The organism is Aeromicrobium sp. 50.2.37 (genome assembly GCF_024655735.1).
Taxonomy (GTDB): Bacteria; Actinomycetota; Actinomycetes; order Propionibacteriales; family Nocardioidaceae; genus Aeromicrobium.
The window spans coordinates 29,201-42,639 of the sequence record NZ_JANLGG010000017.1 but is presented as its reverse complement, the minus strand read 5'-3'; the positions used below and the strand labels follow the sequence as shown (position 1 = coordinate 42,639).

The 13,439-nt window shown below is 70.9% G+C and carries 13 protein-coding genes; 1 reads left to right on the top strand and 12 read right to left on the bottom strand.

Annotated features, from left to right (window positions below; genetic code table 11):
* Positions 1 to 20: 20 nt before the first annotated feature.
* From NUV38_RS10640 to NUV38_RS10585, 12 genes are all read right to left on the bottom strand, one after another.
* On the bottom strand, positions 21 to 329 hold the full coding sequence (locus NUV38_RS10640) for a putative quinol monooxygenase (RefSeq protein ID WP_257729099.1): 309 nt from the start codon (positions 327 to 329) through the stop codon (positions 21 to 23).
* Complete coding sequence (locus NUV38_RS10635) at positions 326 to 1,282, bottom strand: cyclase family protein (protein WP_257729098.1); 957 nt, start codon at positions 1,280 to 1,282, stop codon at positions 326 to 328. Before NUV38_RS10635 ends, NUV38_RS10640 begins: the two co-directional genes overlap by 4 nt.
* Positions 1,283 to 1,334: 52 nt before the next feature.
* Positions 1,335 to 2,393 (bottom strand): phosphotransferase family protein, encoded by a 1,059-nt coding sequence (locus NUV38_RS10630; RefSeq protein ID WP_257729097.1) that lies wholly within the window; start codon positions 2,391 to 2,393, stop codon positions 1,335 to 1,337.
* 3 nt (positions 2,394 to 2,396) lie between these two features.
* Complete coding sequence (locus NUV38_RS10625) at positions 2,397 to 3,179, bottom strand: SDR family oxidoreductase (RefSeq protein ID WP_056579817.1); 783 nt, start codon at positions 3,177 to 3,179, stop codon at positions 2,397 to 2,399.
* Positions 3,176 to 4,411: an acyl-CoA dehydrogenase family protein gene (locus NUV38_RS10620; protein WP_257729096.1), complete on the bottom strand. Its 1,236-nt coding sequence runs from the start codon at positions 4,409 to 4,411 to the stop codon at positions 3,176 to 3,178. The genes NUV38_RS10625 and NUV38_RS10620 overlap by 4 nt, the downstream gene beginning before the upstream one ends.
* Complete coding sequence (locus tag NUV38_RS10615; protein ID WP_257729095.1) at positions 4,411 to 5,226, bottom strand: enoyl-CoA hydratase-related protein; 816 nt, start codon at positions 5,224 to 5,226, stop codon at positions 4,411 to 4,413. Before NUV38_RS10615 ends, NUV38_RS10620 begins: the two co-directional genes overlap by 1 nt.
* Positions 5,227 to 5,280: 54 nt before the next feature.
* Positions 5,281 to 6,285: an ABC transporter permease gene (locus tag NUV38_RS10610; protein ID WP_257729094.1), complete on the bottom strand. Its 1,005-nt coding sequence runs from the start codon at positions 6,283 to 6,285 to the stop codon at positions 5,281 to 5,283.
* On the bottom strand, positions 6,282 to 7,838 hold the full coding sequence (locus NUV38_RS10605; RefSeq protein WP_257729093.1) for a sugar ABC transporter ATP-binding protein: 1,557 nt from the start codon (positions 7,836 to 7,838) through the stop codon (positions 6,282 to 6,284). The genes NUV38_RS10610 and NUV38_RS10605 overlap by 4 nt, the downstream gene beginning before the upstream one ends.
* Before the next feature lie 51 nt (positions 7,839 to 7,889).
* Positions 7,890 to 8,864, bottom strand: coding sequence for a sugar ABC transporter substrate-binding protein (locus NUV38_RS10600; protein WP_056556274.1), 975 nt, complete (start codon positions 8,862 to 8,864; stop codon positions 7,890 to 7,892).
* 91 nt (positions 8,865 to 8,955) lie between these two features.
* Positions 8,956 to 9,609: an HAD family phosphatase gene (locus NUV38_RS10595; RefSeq protein ID WP_257729092.1), complete on the bottom strand. Its 654-nt coding sequence runs from the start codon at positions 9,607 to 9,609 to the stop codon at positions 8,956 to 8,958.
* Complete coding sequence (locus tag NUV38_RS10590; protein ID WP_257729091.1) at positions 9,606 to 10,415, bottom strand: SDR family oxidoreductase; 810 nt, start codon at positions 10,413 to 10,415, stop codon at positions 9,606 to 9,608. Before NUV38_RS10590 ends, NUV38_RS10595 begins: the two co-directional genes overlap by 4 nt.
* Positions 10,412 to 11,914 (bottom strand): AMP-binding protein, encoded by a 1,503-nt coding sequence (locus tag NUV38_RS10585; RefSeq protein ID WP_257729090.1) that lies wholly within the window; start codon positions 11,912 to 11,914, stop codon positions 10,412 to 10,414. Before NUV38_RS10585 ends, NUV38_RS10590 begins: the two co-directional genes overlap by 4 nt.
* A gap of 135 nt (positions 11,915 to 12,049) precedes the next feature.
* Here NUV38_RS10585 and NUV38_RS10580 point away from each other — a divergent pair, with 135 nt between their 5' ends.
* Positions 12,050 to 13,264 (top strand): acetyl-CoA C-acyltransferase, encoded by a 1,215-nt coding sequence (locus NUV38_RS10580; protein ID WP_257729089.1) that lies wholly within the window; start codon positions 12,050 to 12,052, stop codon positions 13,262 to 13,264.
* The last annotated feature ends 175 nt before the right edge of the window (positions 13,265 to 13,439 follow it).

The window sequence follows — 13,439 nt, the reverse complement described above, 5'->3', positions numbered from 1 at the left end:
GGTCCGCAGCCCCTCGGGGCTCATGACGGGTCCGCGACGTCGACCGCCTCCAGCACCCGGACCACCGGCGCCGCGGCGAGCAGGGGCGCCAGCCTGGCCGAGGTCTCCTGGAAGTGCTCGGCCGCCCCGTGAACCTTGAGCGCCTCGACCGAGGACCACCGCTCGAGCATCACGAGCTCGTCCGGTCGACGTCGCACCCGGTGCAGGTCGTAGCGCAGGCAGCCCTCCTCGCCGCGCACCGTCGCGAGCGACGCCCGGAGGATCTCCGCGAGCTCGTCACCGCGTCCCTCCTGCGCCTGGATCGTCGCGACGACGTCGAACGCGCTCATCGGACGACCACCGGGTTCACGGGAGCGCCGGTGCCACCGACGACCTTGAGCGGCGCGGCCGTGTAGAGGAAGGTCCAGCGCTCGTCCGCGGCACAGGCGGCGGCGAGGTCCTCCAGCCACGCGATCTCCGTGAACGCGACGCCCAGGTTGCGCATGAGGGCGCTGTGCAGCGGCAGCGTGACGCCGCTGGAGGGCTCCAGCGTCACCTCGTTGGCGATCGTGTCCGTCACGAGGTTCGGGATCTCCATCGTCTGGAACCACTCGACGAGCTCGGGGCTGTAGGTGAGGCCCGGCTCGAGGAAGCCGTCGTAGAACTCCTCCGCGCTCTGGCGGTAGAAGGAGCCGATGAAGCCGGTGCGGACGACCAGGACGTCGTGCTTCTCGATCGTGCAGCCCTGCGCAGCAGCGATCTCCAGCAGGTCCTCGTGGGTGAACGTCTCCCCCTTGTCGAGCGCCGCCTTGCCCCGGTGGCGCGCGACGTCGATCAGCACGCCGCGCCCCACCACACCGCGCTCGGCGATGGGCAGGATCGACGCCTTCTCCATCGCACCGTCGGTGGTGGAGGCGTCGTAGCCGTTCCAGATCTGGCCGTCGTACCAGACGTGACCGAGGGAGTCGTACTGCGTGGACGCCTGCAGGTAGAGCGTCGCGACGTCGTCGGAGTAGTGCGCGCCGCCCGGTGTCTCCACGCCCTCGCCCCGCTGGAAGAAGCCCTCGTCCATGACGTTCGTGCGCTGGATGCTCTCGCGACCGGGCCACACCGGGTCGCCGCCCGGGTCGCCCATCCGCACCTGCAGCGTGAACACCTCGCCCGACCGGACCTCGGCGACGCCGCGGAGCACCTCGGCACTCGTGAGGTAGTTCAACGAGCCGACCTCGTCGTCGGGCCCCCACTTGCCCCAGTTCCTCGGGGAGTCCTTCAGGAAGTCGCCCACGTAGGGGGTCTCGGTCATGTCGTGCTCCTTCGGTCGTGGATCGGGTGGCGTCGGATCATGGGTGGGCTGGTCAGCGGTCGAGACCGGCGGTCTCGACGACGACCCAGGCGCGCTCGACCAGCTGGTCGATGGCCTCCGGCACGGGCGGGCCGCCGTCGGCGGCGTTGCTCGGCTCGTCGAGGGCCCGGCGCATCACGCCCTCGGCGATGACGGCGATCTTCCAGAGACCGAGGGCGTGCCAGTAGTCGAGGTCGGACCGCTCGCGGCCCGAGGCCTCCAGGTAGGTCCGGGCGATCTGCTCGCGCGAGGAGAAGCCCGGCAGCGCCGACGCGGCGAACGCGTGGGTCGCACCGTCGGAGGCCTCCGGCCAGTAGGCGAGCAGGCTGCCGATGTCGGCGAGCGGGTCGCCGAGGGTGCTGAGCTCCCAGTCGAGCACGGCACGCACGTCACCCAGCACCGGATCGACGATCACGTTGCGCAGGTGGAAGTCCCCGTGCACGAGGGCGACGTCGCGCCCGCCGTGCGTGGACTGCTCCGGCATGCGCCGGCGCAGGAGCTCGGTCATGGCCTCGAGCCTGGGCAGGTCCCGCGTGCGCGAGGCCTCCCACTGCCGGGACCAGCGCTTGAGCTGGCGGGCCGCGTACGGCGACCGGCTCGCCAGGTCACCCAGCCCCACCTCGTCGACGTCGACCTCGTGCACCGCCGCGAGCGTGCGGGCGAGCGACGGTCCGATCGCGGCCCGCAGCGAGAGGCCGAGCCCCTCGGCCACCTCGTCGCGGTCGACGACGAGGCCGTCGACGTGCTCCATGACCACCACCGGGGTCTCGGCGAGGGCGTCGTCGACGTAGCGTCCCAGGACCTGCGGGACGGGCACCTCGGTGTCCGCGAGCGCCGCAAGGATCCGGTGCTCCCTCAGCACGTCGTGCGCCGAGGCGAGCAGCTCGCCCCGCGGTGGACGACGGACGATCCAACGAGCGTCGTGCTCGTCGCGCACGAGGTAGGTCAGGTTCGACTGGCCGCGACCCACCCGGTCGGCCACGAGGCGTCCCTGCACCTCGTGGCCGTCGGCACGCAGCATGGCGGCGAGCACGTCCAGGTCGAGCGCGACGTCGGTCGCGGTCCCGGGCACGACTCAGCCCTCGACCCGCGCCGCGAGGGCATCGGCCGCCGCGCCGGACCCGATCATCTGGCCGCCGTCGATGACGAGCGTCTCGCCGGTGATCCAGGACGACGCGGACGACGCGAGGAACAGGACGGCAGCCCCGACGTCGTCGGGCTCGCCGATCCGGGCGAGCGGCGTCCGCTCCACCACGGCACCCTCGTGCTCCTTCCACAGCGCCTCGGCCAGCTTCGTCCGCACGACACCCGGCGCGACGGCGTTGACGCGGATCGACGGTGCGAGCTCGATCGCCAGCTGCTTCGTCAGGTGGATGAGGGCGGCCTTCGACACGTGGTAGATCCCGAGGTCGGGCCCGACCGACAGACCGCCGATGGAGGCCGTGTTGACGATCGAGCCGCCGTGCTCGCCCATCCACGCGTCGACCACGAGGCGCGACCACAGGATCGGCGCCCACAGGTTCACGTCGAGCGTCTTGGCGAAGCGGCCGTGGTCCTGGGCGAGCACCGGGCCGTAGGCCGGGTTGGTGCCGGCGTTGTTGACCAGCACGTCGACGCTGCCGAACGCCTCCATCGTCCGCTCCACGCAGGCACGGGCGAGGTCCTCGTCGGTCGCGTGGGCCCCGATCCCGAGCGCCCGCGGGCCGACGGAGTCGGCGGCCGCGCGGGCCGCCTCCTCCGTCCGCGCCGTGAGCACCACGTTGGCGCCTGCGTCGTGCAGCGCCGCCGCGGCCGCGAGACCGATGCCGCGCGAGGCGCCCGTGACGATCGCGGTGCGACCCGCGAGCGGCTCGCTCACTTCTTCCTGTTCCAGTCGGCGTTGATCCGGCGCAGCTCGACCTGGGCGATCGTGCGCTTGTGCACCTCGTCCGGGCCGTCGGCCAGACGCAGCGTGCGCTGGTGGGCGTAGAAGCTGGCGAGCGGGAAGTCGTCGGTGATGCCGCCACCGCCGTGCACCTGGATCGCGCGGTCGATGATCTTGAGCGCGACGGCCGGAGCGGCCACCTTGATCGCGGCGATCTCGGTCCGGGCCTTCTGGTTGCCGACCGTGTCCATGAGCCACGCGGTCTTGAACGTGAGCAGTCGGATCATCTCGATCTCGATGCGCGCCTCGGCGATCCAGTCCTGGATGTTGGACCGGTTGGCCACGGGCTCGCCGAACGTGACCCGGTTCTGCGCGCGCTCGATCATCAGGTCCAGGGCACGCTCGGCCATGCCGATCGACCGCATGCAGTGGTGGATGCGACCGGGTCCCAGACGGGCCTGGCTGATCATGAAGCCGTCACCCTCGCCGGCGAGCAGGGCGGTCTTGGGCACCCGGACGTCCTCGAACAGGATCTCCGCGTGACCCTCGCGGTCCATGTAGCCGAAGACGGGAAGCCCTCGCACGATCGTGATGCCGGGGGTGTCGAGCGGGACGACCATCATCGACTGCTGGCGGTGGGTCGCGGCCTCGACGTCGGTCTTGCCCATGACGATCAGGACCTTGCAGTTGGCGTGCAGCGCGTTGGAGGCGAACCACTTGCGACCGTTGAGCACGTACTCGTCGCCGTCGGCGTCCATGCGCAGCTGCACGTTGGTGGCGTCCGAGCTCGCGACCTCCGGCTCGGTCATGCAGAAGGCCGAGTTGATCTCGCCGGCGAGGAGGGGCTTGAGCCACTTCTCCTTGTGCTCGTCGGTGCCGAAGAGCTCGAGCACCTCCATGTTGCCCGTGTCCGGGGCGTTGCAGTTGATCGCCTCGGGTGCGATGTAGGGGCTGCGCCCGGTGATCTCGGCGAGCGGCGCGTAGTCGAGGTTGCTCAGGCCGGGGGATCCCCAGTCCTCGCGCTCGTGCGGGTGGAAGAGGTTCCACAGGCCACGCTTCTTGGCCTCGGTCTTGAGCTCCTCGAGGATGGGCGGGTGGAAGTTGGCGTTGCCCGACTCCGCCATCTGGGCGGCGTACACGGACTCGGCGGGGTAGACGTAGCCGTCCATGAACTCCAGGAGCTTCTCCTGGTACTCCACGGACCTCTGGCTCGGTGCGAACTCCATCAGATCTCCTTGCGAGGTAGCGGTGCGAACACCGGCGGGCGCCGTTCGGTGAAGCTCGCGACGCCCTCGGCGATGTCGGAGCCCCGGAAGGACTCGCGCATCAGGGCGTCGGCGGCCTCCACCGACTCGGCGAAGCTGCGCTCGGCGTCGAGGAGCAGCTGGGACTTGATCGTGGCCATCGACCACGGGGAGCAGGACGTCGTCAGGTCGGCGGCGTAGGCGACGGCCCGCTCGAGCAGCTCGTCGGCGGGTACGAGGTGCTCGACGAGTCCGATGCGGTGGGCCTCCTCGCCGTCGACCCGCCGGCCCGAGAGCAGCAGGTCCGCCGCGCGTCCGGGACCGACGAGGCGCTGGAGCAGCCAGGCCATCCCGTACTCGGCCACGAGACCGCGCCGCGAGAAGGCCGTCAGGAACACCGCGTCGGGCGAGGCGAAGCGCACGTCGCAGTAGAGCGTCTCGACCATGCCGAGCCCGGCCGCCGCCCCGTTGACCGCTGCGACGATCGGCTTGCGGAGGGTGAGCGGCAGGTGCCGCGGGAGCGGCCGGTCGATCTCGGCGTCGGTGGCGTCCGCCGCGCCCGCCAGGTCGCCCATGTCGGCGCCGGCACAGAAGCCTCGACCGGCACCGGTGACCACCACCGCGCGCACCTCGGGGTCCTCGTCGGCCGCGAGCAGCGCGGCGAAGTACTCGTCCTCCATGGCGTTGGTCCAGGCGTTGAGCCGCTCGGGCCGGTGGAGGGTGAGGACGAGCACCGCGCCCCTGCGCTCGGCGAGCACGGTCTGCTCGGACCGCGGCTCCGTCGGGGACGTCGTCATGCTCCGACCCTACATGAATCTGAGTTCAAGTTCATAAAATCGGTCCTGTCCGCGCTAGGCCATCGAGGCTCGACGGCGGGCCAGCGAGCCGACGCCGACACCGAGGATCAGGAGCAGGCCCTGGAACAGGTACTGCCAGTAGGTCTCGAGCCCGACCAGGGCGATGGCGTTGAAGCCCACCGAGACCGTGACGACGCCGATCAGCGTGCCGATGACGTGGAACTCGCCGTCGCGCAGGACGGCGGACCCGAAGAAGGCCGCAGCGAACGCGGCGAGCAGGTAGCTGTCTCCACCGGAGACCGCCGCACTGCCGGTGCGCGACGCCAGCAGGATGCCGGTGAGTCCGGCGCAGATGCCACAGATGACGAAGGCGAAGACCCGCACCCGGTCGACGCGGATGCCGGAGAGCTGGGCGGCGACGGCGTTGCCACCGACCGCCTGCATCGACTGCCCGAGCACGGTCCGGTTGAGGATGAACCACAGCACGGCGGCCAGGCCGAGCATCATGAACACGGGGTACGGGATCCCCAGGAAGCGGCCGAGCGTCAGCTGGATGAAGCCGGCCGGGTCCGGCAGTCCCACCGGTGTGCCGCCGGCGACGGCGTAGTTGATGCCGACCGCGACCGTGCCGATGCCGAGGGTCGCGACGAGCGCGTTCACGTTCAGCAACGTGACCACGAGACCGTTCGCGAGACCGACCGCGGCACCGATCACCACGGCCAGCACGAGCGCGGCGACGACCCCGATCTCCTGGTCGACCATCGCCGACAGGCAGATGACGCCCGAGAGGCTCGCGACGTTGCCGATGCTGAGGTCGAACTCCCCCGTGACCAGCGCGAACGTCAGACCCATCGCGATGATCGCCGACAGGGCGCTCTGGTTCAGGATGTTGATGAAGTTGTCCCAGGTCGCGAAGGTGTCGGGCTCGAGGATGCTCGTGCTGACGACCAGGACGGCGAGGACGAGGAGGGCGCCGTAGCGGCCGAACCACTTCCACACGCGCGTGCTGGTGGAGGGGGTGGCGACGACGGCCGTGGGGTCGAGGGCGGTGACGGTCATGCGAGGTCCTGTTCTGTCGAGCCGAAGCAGAGCGAGGTGAGACGGTCCTTCGTGGCCCGAGAGGCGGGCACCGTGGCGGTGATGGTTCCTTCGCGCATCACGACGACGCGGTCGCAGATGGCGAGCTCCTCGAAGTCGCTGGAGATCATGAGGATCGACGTCCCCTCGGCGGCGAGCGCACGGATGATGTCGTAGATCTCGCTGCGGGCGCCGACGTCGACGCCGACGGTGGGCTCGTCCAGGATCAGCAGTCGTGGGCCGGCGAGCACGTTCTTGCCGACGACGATCTTCTGCTGGTTCCCGCCGCTGAGCTCACCGACCTTCTCGTGCACGGAGCCGGCCTTGACGCCGAACCGGGACACCGCGTCGCGGGCGATGCGCGCAGCCCTGCGCGGGCTGAACGTGCCCAGCCGCTTCTCGGGGTCGCGCAACGAGGCCATGTTGAGGTTGGAGCTGACGGAGTTGCGCAGGATCAGGCCCTGGGAGCGACGCTCCTCGGGCACGAGCGCGACACCGGCACGGATCGCCTCGAAGGGCGAGCCTGGTGCGTAGGGACGTCCGTCGAGCGTCATCGAGCCGGAGCCGACGGGGTCCGCCCCGATGAGCATGCGCGCCAGCTCGGTGCGACCTGCCCCGACGAGGCCGGCCACGCCGAGGATCTCGCCCCGGTGCAGGGTCAGGTCGACGTCGTGCACCCGCGGCAACCGGGTCAGGCCCTGCACCCGCAGGAGCTCCGGGGCCTGGGTGGGGTCACCCTCCGTCTCGCGGTGGGTGACCTCCTCCACGTCGCGACCGACGATGTGGCGGGTGAGCGCGGGGACGTCCAGGTCGGCCGCGGCGAAGCTCCCGACCAGTCGGCCGTTGCGCAGCACCGTCACGTCGTCGGCGACCTGCAGCACCTCCTCCAGACGGTGCGAGATGTAGAGGATCCCGACGCCGTCTGCTGTGAGCTCGTCGATGATGCCGTAGAGCCGCTCGGCCTCCTCCTGGGTGAACGACGCCGTCGGCTCGTCCATCGCGACGATGGTCGCGTCCCGCATGAGCGAGCGGCCGAGCGAGACCATCCAGCGGTCGGAGACGGCGAGGTCCTCGACCCTCGTGTCGAGCGGGACGCGGTAGCCGATGCGCTCCTGGACGGCCAGGGCCTTGCGGCGCAGGCCGCGCTGGTCGATGACGCCGGAGCGGTGGTGGTCCGCACCCATCGCCATGTTCTGCAGGGCCGTGAACTTCGGGACCAGGTTGAGCTCCTGGTGGATGAAGCTCAGACCGAGCCGCGTCGCGTCCTGCGGCGCGTGGATCGAGACCTGCTCGCCGTGGACGCGGATCGTGCCGGCGTCGGCCGACTCCGCACCGGCCAGGATCCTGACGAGGGTCGACTTCCCGGCCCCGTTGGCCCCGCACAGGGCGAGGACCCGGCCGGGGCGCAGGCTGATGGACACGTCCTCCAGGGCCTGGTGCCCACCGAACTGCTTGGAGATGCCGGACATCTCCAGGCACGTCGGCTCGGGCACCGGGGCGACCTCGCGGTCGTCGAGGGCTGTTGCTTCGCTCATGCACACTCCTCTGGGGTTCCAGGGCACCGGCCCTGGAGGACGTGGTCGGGACTACTTGGTCGAGTCGGGGTACTCGGCCAGGAAGTCGTCGATCGTGTCGGTCGTGACCAGCACGTTGGTGAGGGGAACCTCCTGCGGCTCCGCGTCGACGCCGCCCTCCACGAACTCCGGGACGAGCTTCGCGAAGTCCTCACCGGCCTGGTCGGCCAGCAGGAAGACGGTGGCCCGCATGTCGCCGGCCTCGATCGCGTTGATGGCACCCGGCTGTCCGTTGATGCCGTAGACGAGGACGTCGTCACGGCCGGCCGACTTGAGCGCGGCGATCGCGCCGAGGGCCGGGTCGTCGAAGCATCCCCAGACCGCGAGCTTGCCGCTGCCCTTCGGGTGCTTGGCGAGCCAGGCCTGCGTGAACTGCGTGCTGCCCTCGACCTGGCCGGGGATCGGCACCTCGTTGCGCGTGGTCTCGATGTCGGTGCTCTTGAGCGCCGTGTCGAGGGCCTCCTCGCGACCGATGCACGGCAGGCCGCTCTTGTAGCCCAGGACGAGCAGGTCGCCCGCGCCGCCCATGTCCTCCACGAGCTGCTTGGCGACGGGCTCACCGTTGGAGACACCGGCGTCGAGGTTGGCGGTGATGCCGTCGGCCGTGCCACCGGAGATCGAGACCACCGGGATGCCTGCGGCCTTCGCCGCCTGGGCGCCGGCGGTCAGGGTGTTGCTGTCGAAGACCGCCGTGACGATGAGGTCGACCTTCTTCTGGACGTAGTCCTGCATCGCGCCGTTGGCCTTGTCCACCGCCCCCTGCGGATCGACCGCGCTAGTCTCCCAGCCCTGCTTCTTGGCGTAGGCCTGGAAGGAGGCGATGGCCTGCTCGGACGTCTGGTCGCTGGAGGCGAACTTGACGATGCCGATCGAGTAGCTGTCGTCGCCTCCGTCGCCGGACCCGCCCGAGTCGCCGCTGCCACAGGCAGCGGTGACGGTCAGGGCCGCGGTGACGACCAGACCGATGCCGAAGCGTCGAACGTTCATGGATTCCTCCTGAGGGTGGTCCGCCCGAGTGGGCAGACAGTGCTGTCGGAACGACCGGACGGCCGCGCCGGGGTGCTGCTCGATCCCCCGATCACTGCGCGGTGGAGGTCCTCCTCGCCCCGACCCCGAGCAGCTGCGAGAGCTGCGCCGCGGTCTCCTCCGCCTCACGGTGCACGACGCCGGCCATCCCGAGACGCTCGGCAGCGACGATGTTCTGGGCGAGGTCGTCGACCATGACGGCCTCGTGGGGTGCGACGCCGAGGCGCTCGCACCCGATCTCGTAGAGGCGGCGCGAGGGCTTGCGCACGCCTTCCTGCCCCGAGATGGTCACGGCGTCGAACATCGCGGGCAGGTCGAACCCCGCGTAGCAGTCGCGTCCGAGCGAGTTCGACACCAGGCCGATCGGCACACCGTCCTCCCGCAGCGTCGCAACGAGCTCGACCATCGCCTCGTCGCGGACGAGACGCGCCTGCATCCGACCGATGAGCCCCTCGGTCTCGACCTCGACCCCCTGGGCCCGCAGACGCTCGGCCAGCCCCGCCTCGAACGGGTCGTGATCGAGGCGCCCCTCCTCGTGGTCGACCAGCAGCTGCCGGGCGGTGGGGTCGTCGGCGAACAGGCGCATGGGGAGCGTCTCGTCGCCGCACTCCTCGCGGCCGAACGCGGCGAAGCCGTCGAGGACGCTCGAGGTCAGCACCCCGCCGAAGTCGAACAGCACCGCGCGCCGAGCGCTCCCGACGCTCATCCGAGCGACTCCTGGTAGCGACGCATGCCGGCGATCCATCGGTCGTAGTCCGAGCCCTTGCGCCGGAAGTACTCCAGCACCTCCGGGTGCGGGAGGATGAGGAAGCGCTCGGCGTCGATGCCCTCGAGCACGATGTCGGCGACCTCCAGCGGCTCCAGCACCCCGCCCGCCTCCGTGACGGCCTTGGCGCCACGGCGCGCGGTCTCGTCGTCGGACTCGGCGCCACCGTTGAGCATGTCGGTGTTGACCCCCATCGGGCACAGGCAGCTCACCGCGATGCCCCGCGACCCGTACGTCACCGAGAGCCACTCCGAGAACGCGACCGCGGCATGCTTGGTGACCGAGTAGGTGGCCGAGCCGATCTGCGTGACCAGACCGGCCGCCGACGCGGTGCTGAGGAAGTAGCCCTCCCCCCGCTCGAGCCAGGCCGGGACGAGCAGACGGGCGGCCCGCACGTGGGACCGGACGTTCACGTCGATCGAGGTGTCCCACTCGGCCTCGGTGGCCTCGAGTCCCTGACCGAGTCCCACGCCGGCGTTGGCGGCGTAGAGGTCGACCGGCCCGAAGCGCTCGGCCGCGAGGTCGAGGACGCGGCGGATGTCCTCCTCGTCGGCGCAGTCGCCCGCGACTCCCGCCACGCGACCCGGTGCGACGGCGTCGAGCCGTTCCACGACGTCCTTCACCCGCACGTCGTCGAGGTCGGTGACCACCACGCTCGCACCGTGCTCCAGCAGCCGCTGGGCCAGGGCTGCGCCGATGCCGCCGGCGCCACCGGTCACGACGGCGACCCGCCCCTGGACCTTCACGCGGTCACCTCCGCGGCAGCGACCCGGATCGCGTCCCGGTCGATCTCCCGCTTGAGGATCTTGCCGGTCGCGCCCTTCGGGAGGGTCTCGACGAACTGGTAGAGCCGGGGCACCTTGTAGGCGGACAGCTGGACCTTGGCCCAGGCCCGCAGCTCCTCCCCGGTGAGCCGGGCGCCGGGGCGCAACGAGACCACGGCCGCCACCTCCTCGCCGAAGTGGTCGTCCGGGACGCCGACGACGGCGACCTCGACGATGTCGGGGTGCTCGTAGAGCACCTCCTCGACCTCGCGCGGGTACACGTTGTATCCGCCGCGGATGATCAGGTCCTTCGCCCGGTCGACGATGCTGAGGTAGCCGTCGTCGTCGAGCGACCCGAGGTCACCGGTCTTGAGCCAGCCGTCCCGCAGGTCCGCGGCGGTTGCGTCGGGACGGTTCCGGTAGCCCTTCATGATCGTCGGCCCCTTCAGGAAGACCTCGCCGACCTCGCCGGCCGCGAGCACACCGCCGTCGACGGCGCGGACCTCGATGGACGTCCCCGGCAGGGCGGGGCCCACCGTCCCGGCCTTCTGGGGTCGGTTGATGTCGTTGAACGTCGCGGCACCGGTGGACTCGGTGAGTCCGTAGCCCTCGAGGATCGTGCAGCCGAACCGGTCGAAGAACGCGCGCATGACCTCGGCGGGCAACGAGGCGCCGCCCGAGGTCGCGAGCCGCAGCTGCTCGAAGTCGGACGGACCGAACTCGTCGGTGGCGGCGTGCAGCATCGCGTTCCACATCGTCGGCACGCCGGCGAGCACGGTGAGGCGGTCGCGGCGCACCATCTCCAGCATCTGCGTCGGCTCGAACGGCGCGAGCAGCGAGAGCGACGCCCCCTGCACCAGCACCGTGTTCATCACGACGGCCTGGCCGTAGACGTGGAAGAGCGGGAGACCGGTGCCGAAGCGGTCGTCGGGCGTCAGGTTGAGCACCGGCATGAACGACGCGGTCGTGTCGACCAGGTTCGTCGCCGTGAGCTCCACGCCCTTGGGGCGGCCGGTGGTGCCCGACGTGTAGAGGATGATCGCCGTGTCGTCCGGCGCGTGCTCGTGGGCCTCGGGCACCGGCTCGGCGTCGAGGCGAGCCCCGTCGTCGAGACGCCAGAACGTGATGCCGCGCTCGGAGGCGGCGGCGGAGGCGGCGTCCTGGCACTCGTGCCAGGCGATGACGAGCGATGCCTCGGAGTCGTCGAGGACGTAGCCGATCTCCGGGCCCGTCGCCATCGTGTTCATGGTGATGACGCTGATGCCGGCAGCGTGCAGTCCCAGGTAGGCGACCGGGAACTCGACGATGCTCGGGGCGATCAGCACGACCCGGTCGAGCGGTCGCAGCCCGGCCGCCACGACGGCGCCGGCGAACCGGGCGCTGGCCTCCTTGAGCTCGCCGTAGGTGAGCCCTCCCCGCGGGGAACGGAGTGCGACCCGCTCGGGGTCGCGATCCGCGATGGACCAGACGTCTGCTGCCACGTTCACCATGCGCTGCCACTTTCCTCGGTCGGGATCGGTGTGACCTGACTCACGCGATGGACGCTAGTTGAATCCGGGTTCAGGTTCAAGTAGGTTGCGGAAAAATCTCCTCCCACCGATCCCAGGAGCGCTCCCGTGAGCCGTCCAGCCCCCCGTGCCGCGATCGTCTCGACCGCCCGCACCCCCATCGGAAAGGCGTACCGCGGCGCCTTCAACAACACCCCGGCGGCGGAGCTGGCGGGCCACGCGATCTCGCACGCCGTGGAGAGGGCCGGCGTCTCACCCGATGAGATCGAGGACGTGATCCTCGGCTGCGCCCTCCCCGAGGGATCGTCCGGGTTCAACGTCGCGCGCCAGGCGGCCCTGCGGGCCGGGCTGCCGGTGACGGTGCCGGGCTCGACCGTCGACCGACAGTGCTCGTCCGGCCTCATGGCCGTGGCCATCGCCGCGAAGCAGATCCTCGTCGACGGCCAGCGGGTCGCCGTCGGCGGCGGCGTCGAGTCGATCTCCCTGGTCCAGAACGAGCACATGAACACCCACCGCGCCGGCGACCCCTGGCTGCGTGAGCACGTGCCGGGCCTGTACATGCCGATGCTGCACACCGCCGAGAACGTGGCGGCGCGGTACGGCGTGAGCCGTGAGCGCCAGGACGAGATGGGCCTGCAGTCGGTGCAGCGCGCGGCGGCTGCCCAGGCGGCCGGTCACTTCGACGACGAGATCGCTCCCATCACCGTGCGGACGCTCGTGCTCGACAAGGCCTCGGGAGAGACGAGCGAGGTCGAGCAGACGGTCTCCGCGGACGAGGGCGTGCGCGCCGGCACCACCGCCGAGGGCCTCGCCGGCCTGCGCACCGTGCTCGAGCCTGGCGAGGTCACGGCCCACCCGACCGTGACGGCCGGCAACGCCTCGCAGCTGAGCGACGGCGCCTCGGCCAACGTGCTGATGGACGCCGCGCTCGCCGAGGCCCGCGGCATCGCCCCGCTCGGCTACTACGTCGGCATCGCGGTGACCGGCTGCGAGCCGGACGAGATGGGCGTCGGTCCGGTCACGGCGGTCCCCCGGCTGCTCGAGCAGCACGGACTCACCGTGGACGACATCGGGGTGTGGGAGCTCAACGAGGCCTTCGCCTCGCAGGCCGTCCACTGCCGGGACGTCCTGGGCATCGATCCTGCCCGGATGAACGTCGACGGCGGAGCCATCGCCCTCGGCCACCCCTACGGCATGACCGGGGCACGCGGCGTGGGCCACGCGCTCCTCGCGGGGCGCCGGCTCGGTGCGCGCTACGTCGTCGTGTCGATGTGCGTCGGCGGAGGGATGGGGGCTGCCGGCCTCTTCGAGGTCGCGGTGTAGCCAGCCCGCGGGCGTCGAACCCGCGACCTCCTCATGACACGTGGGGCGCACCCATATCCACGCTCCGACCAGAGCCTCCGACAGGAGTCGAACCCGCGACATCCTCATGACACGTGGGGCGCACCCATATCCACGCTCCGACCAGAGCCTCCGACAGGAGTCGAACCCGCGACAT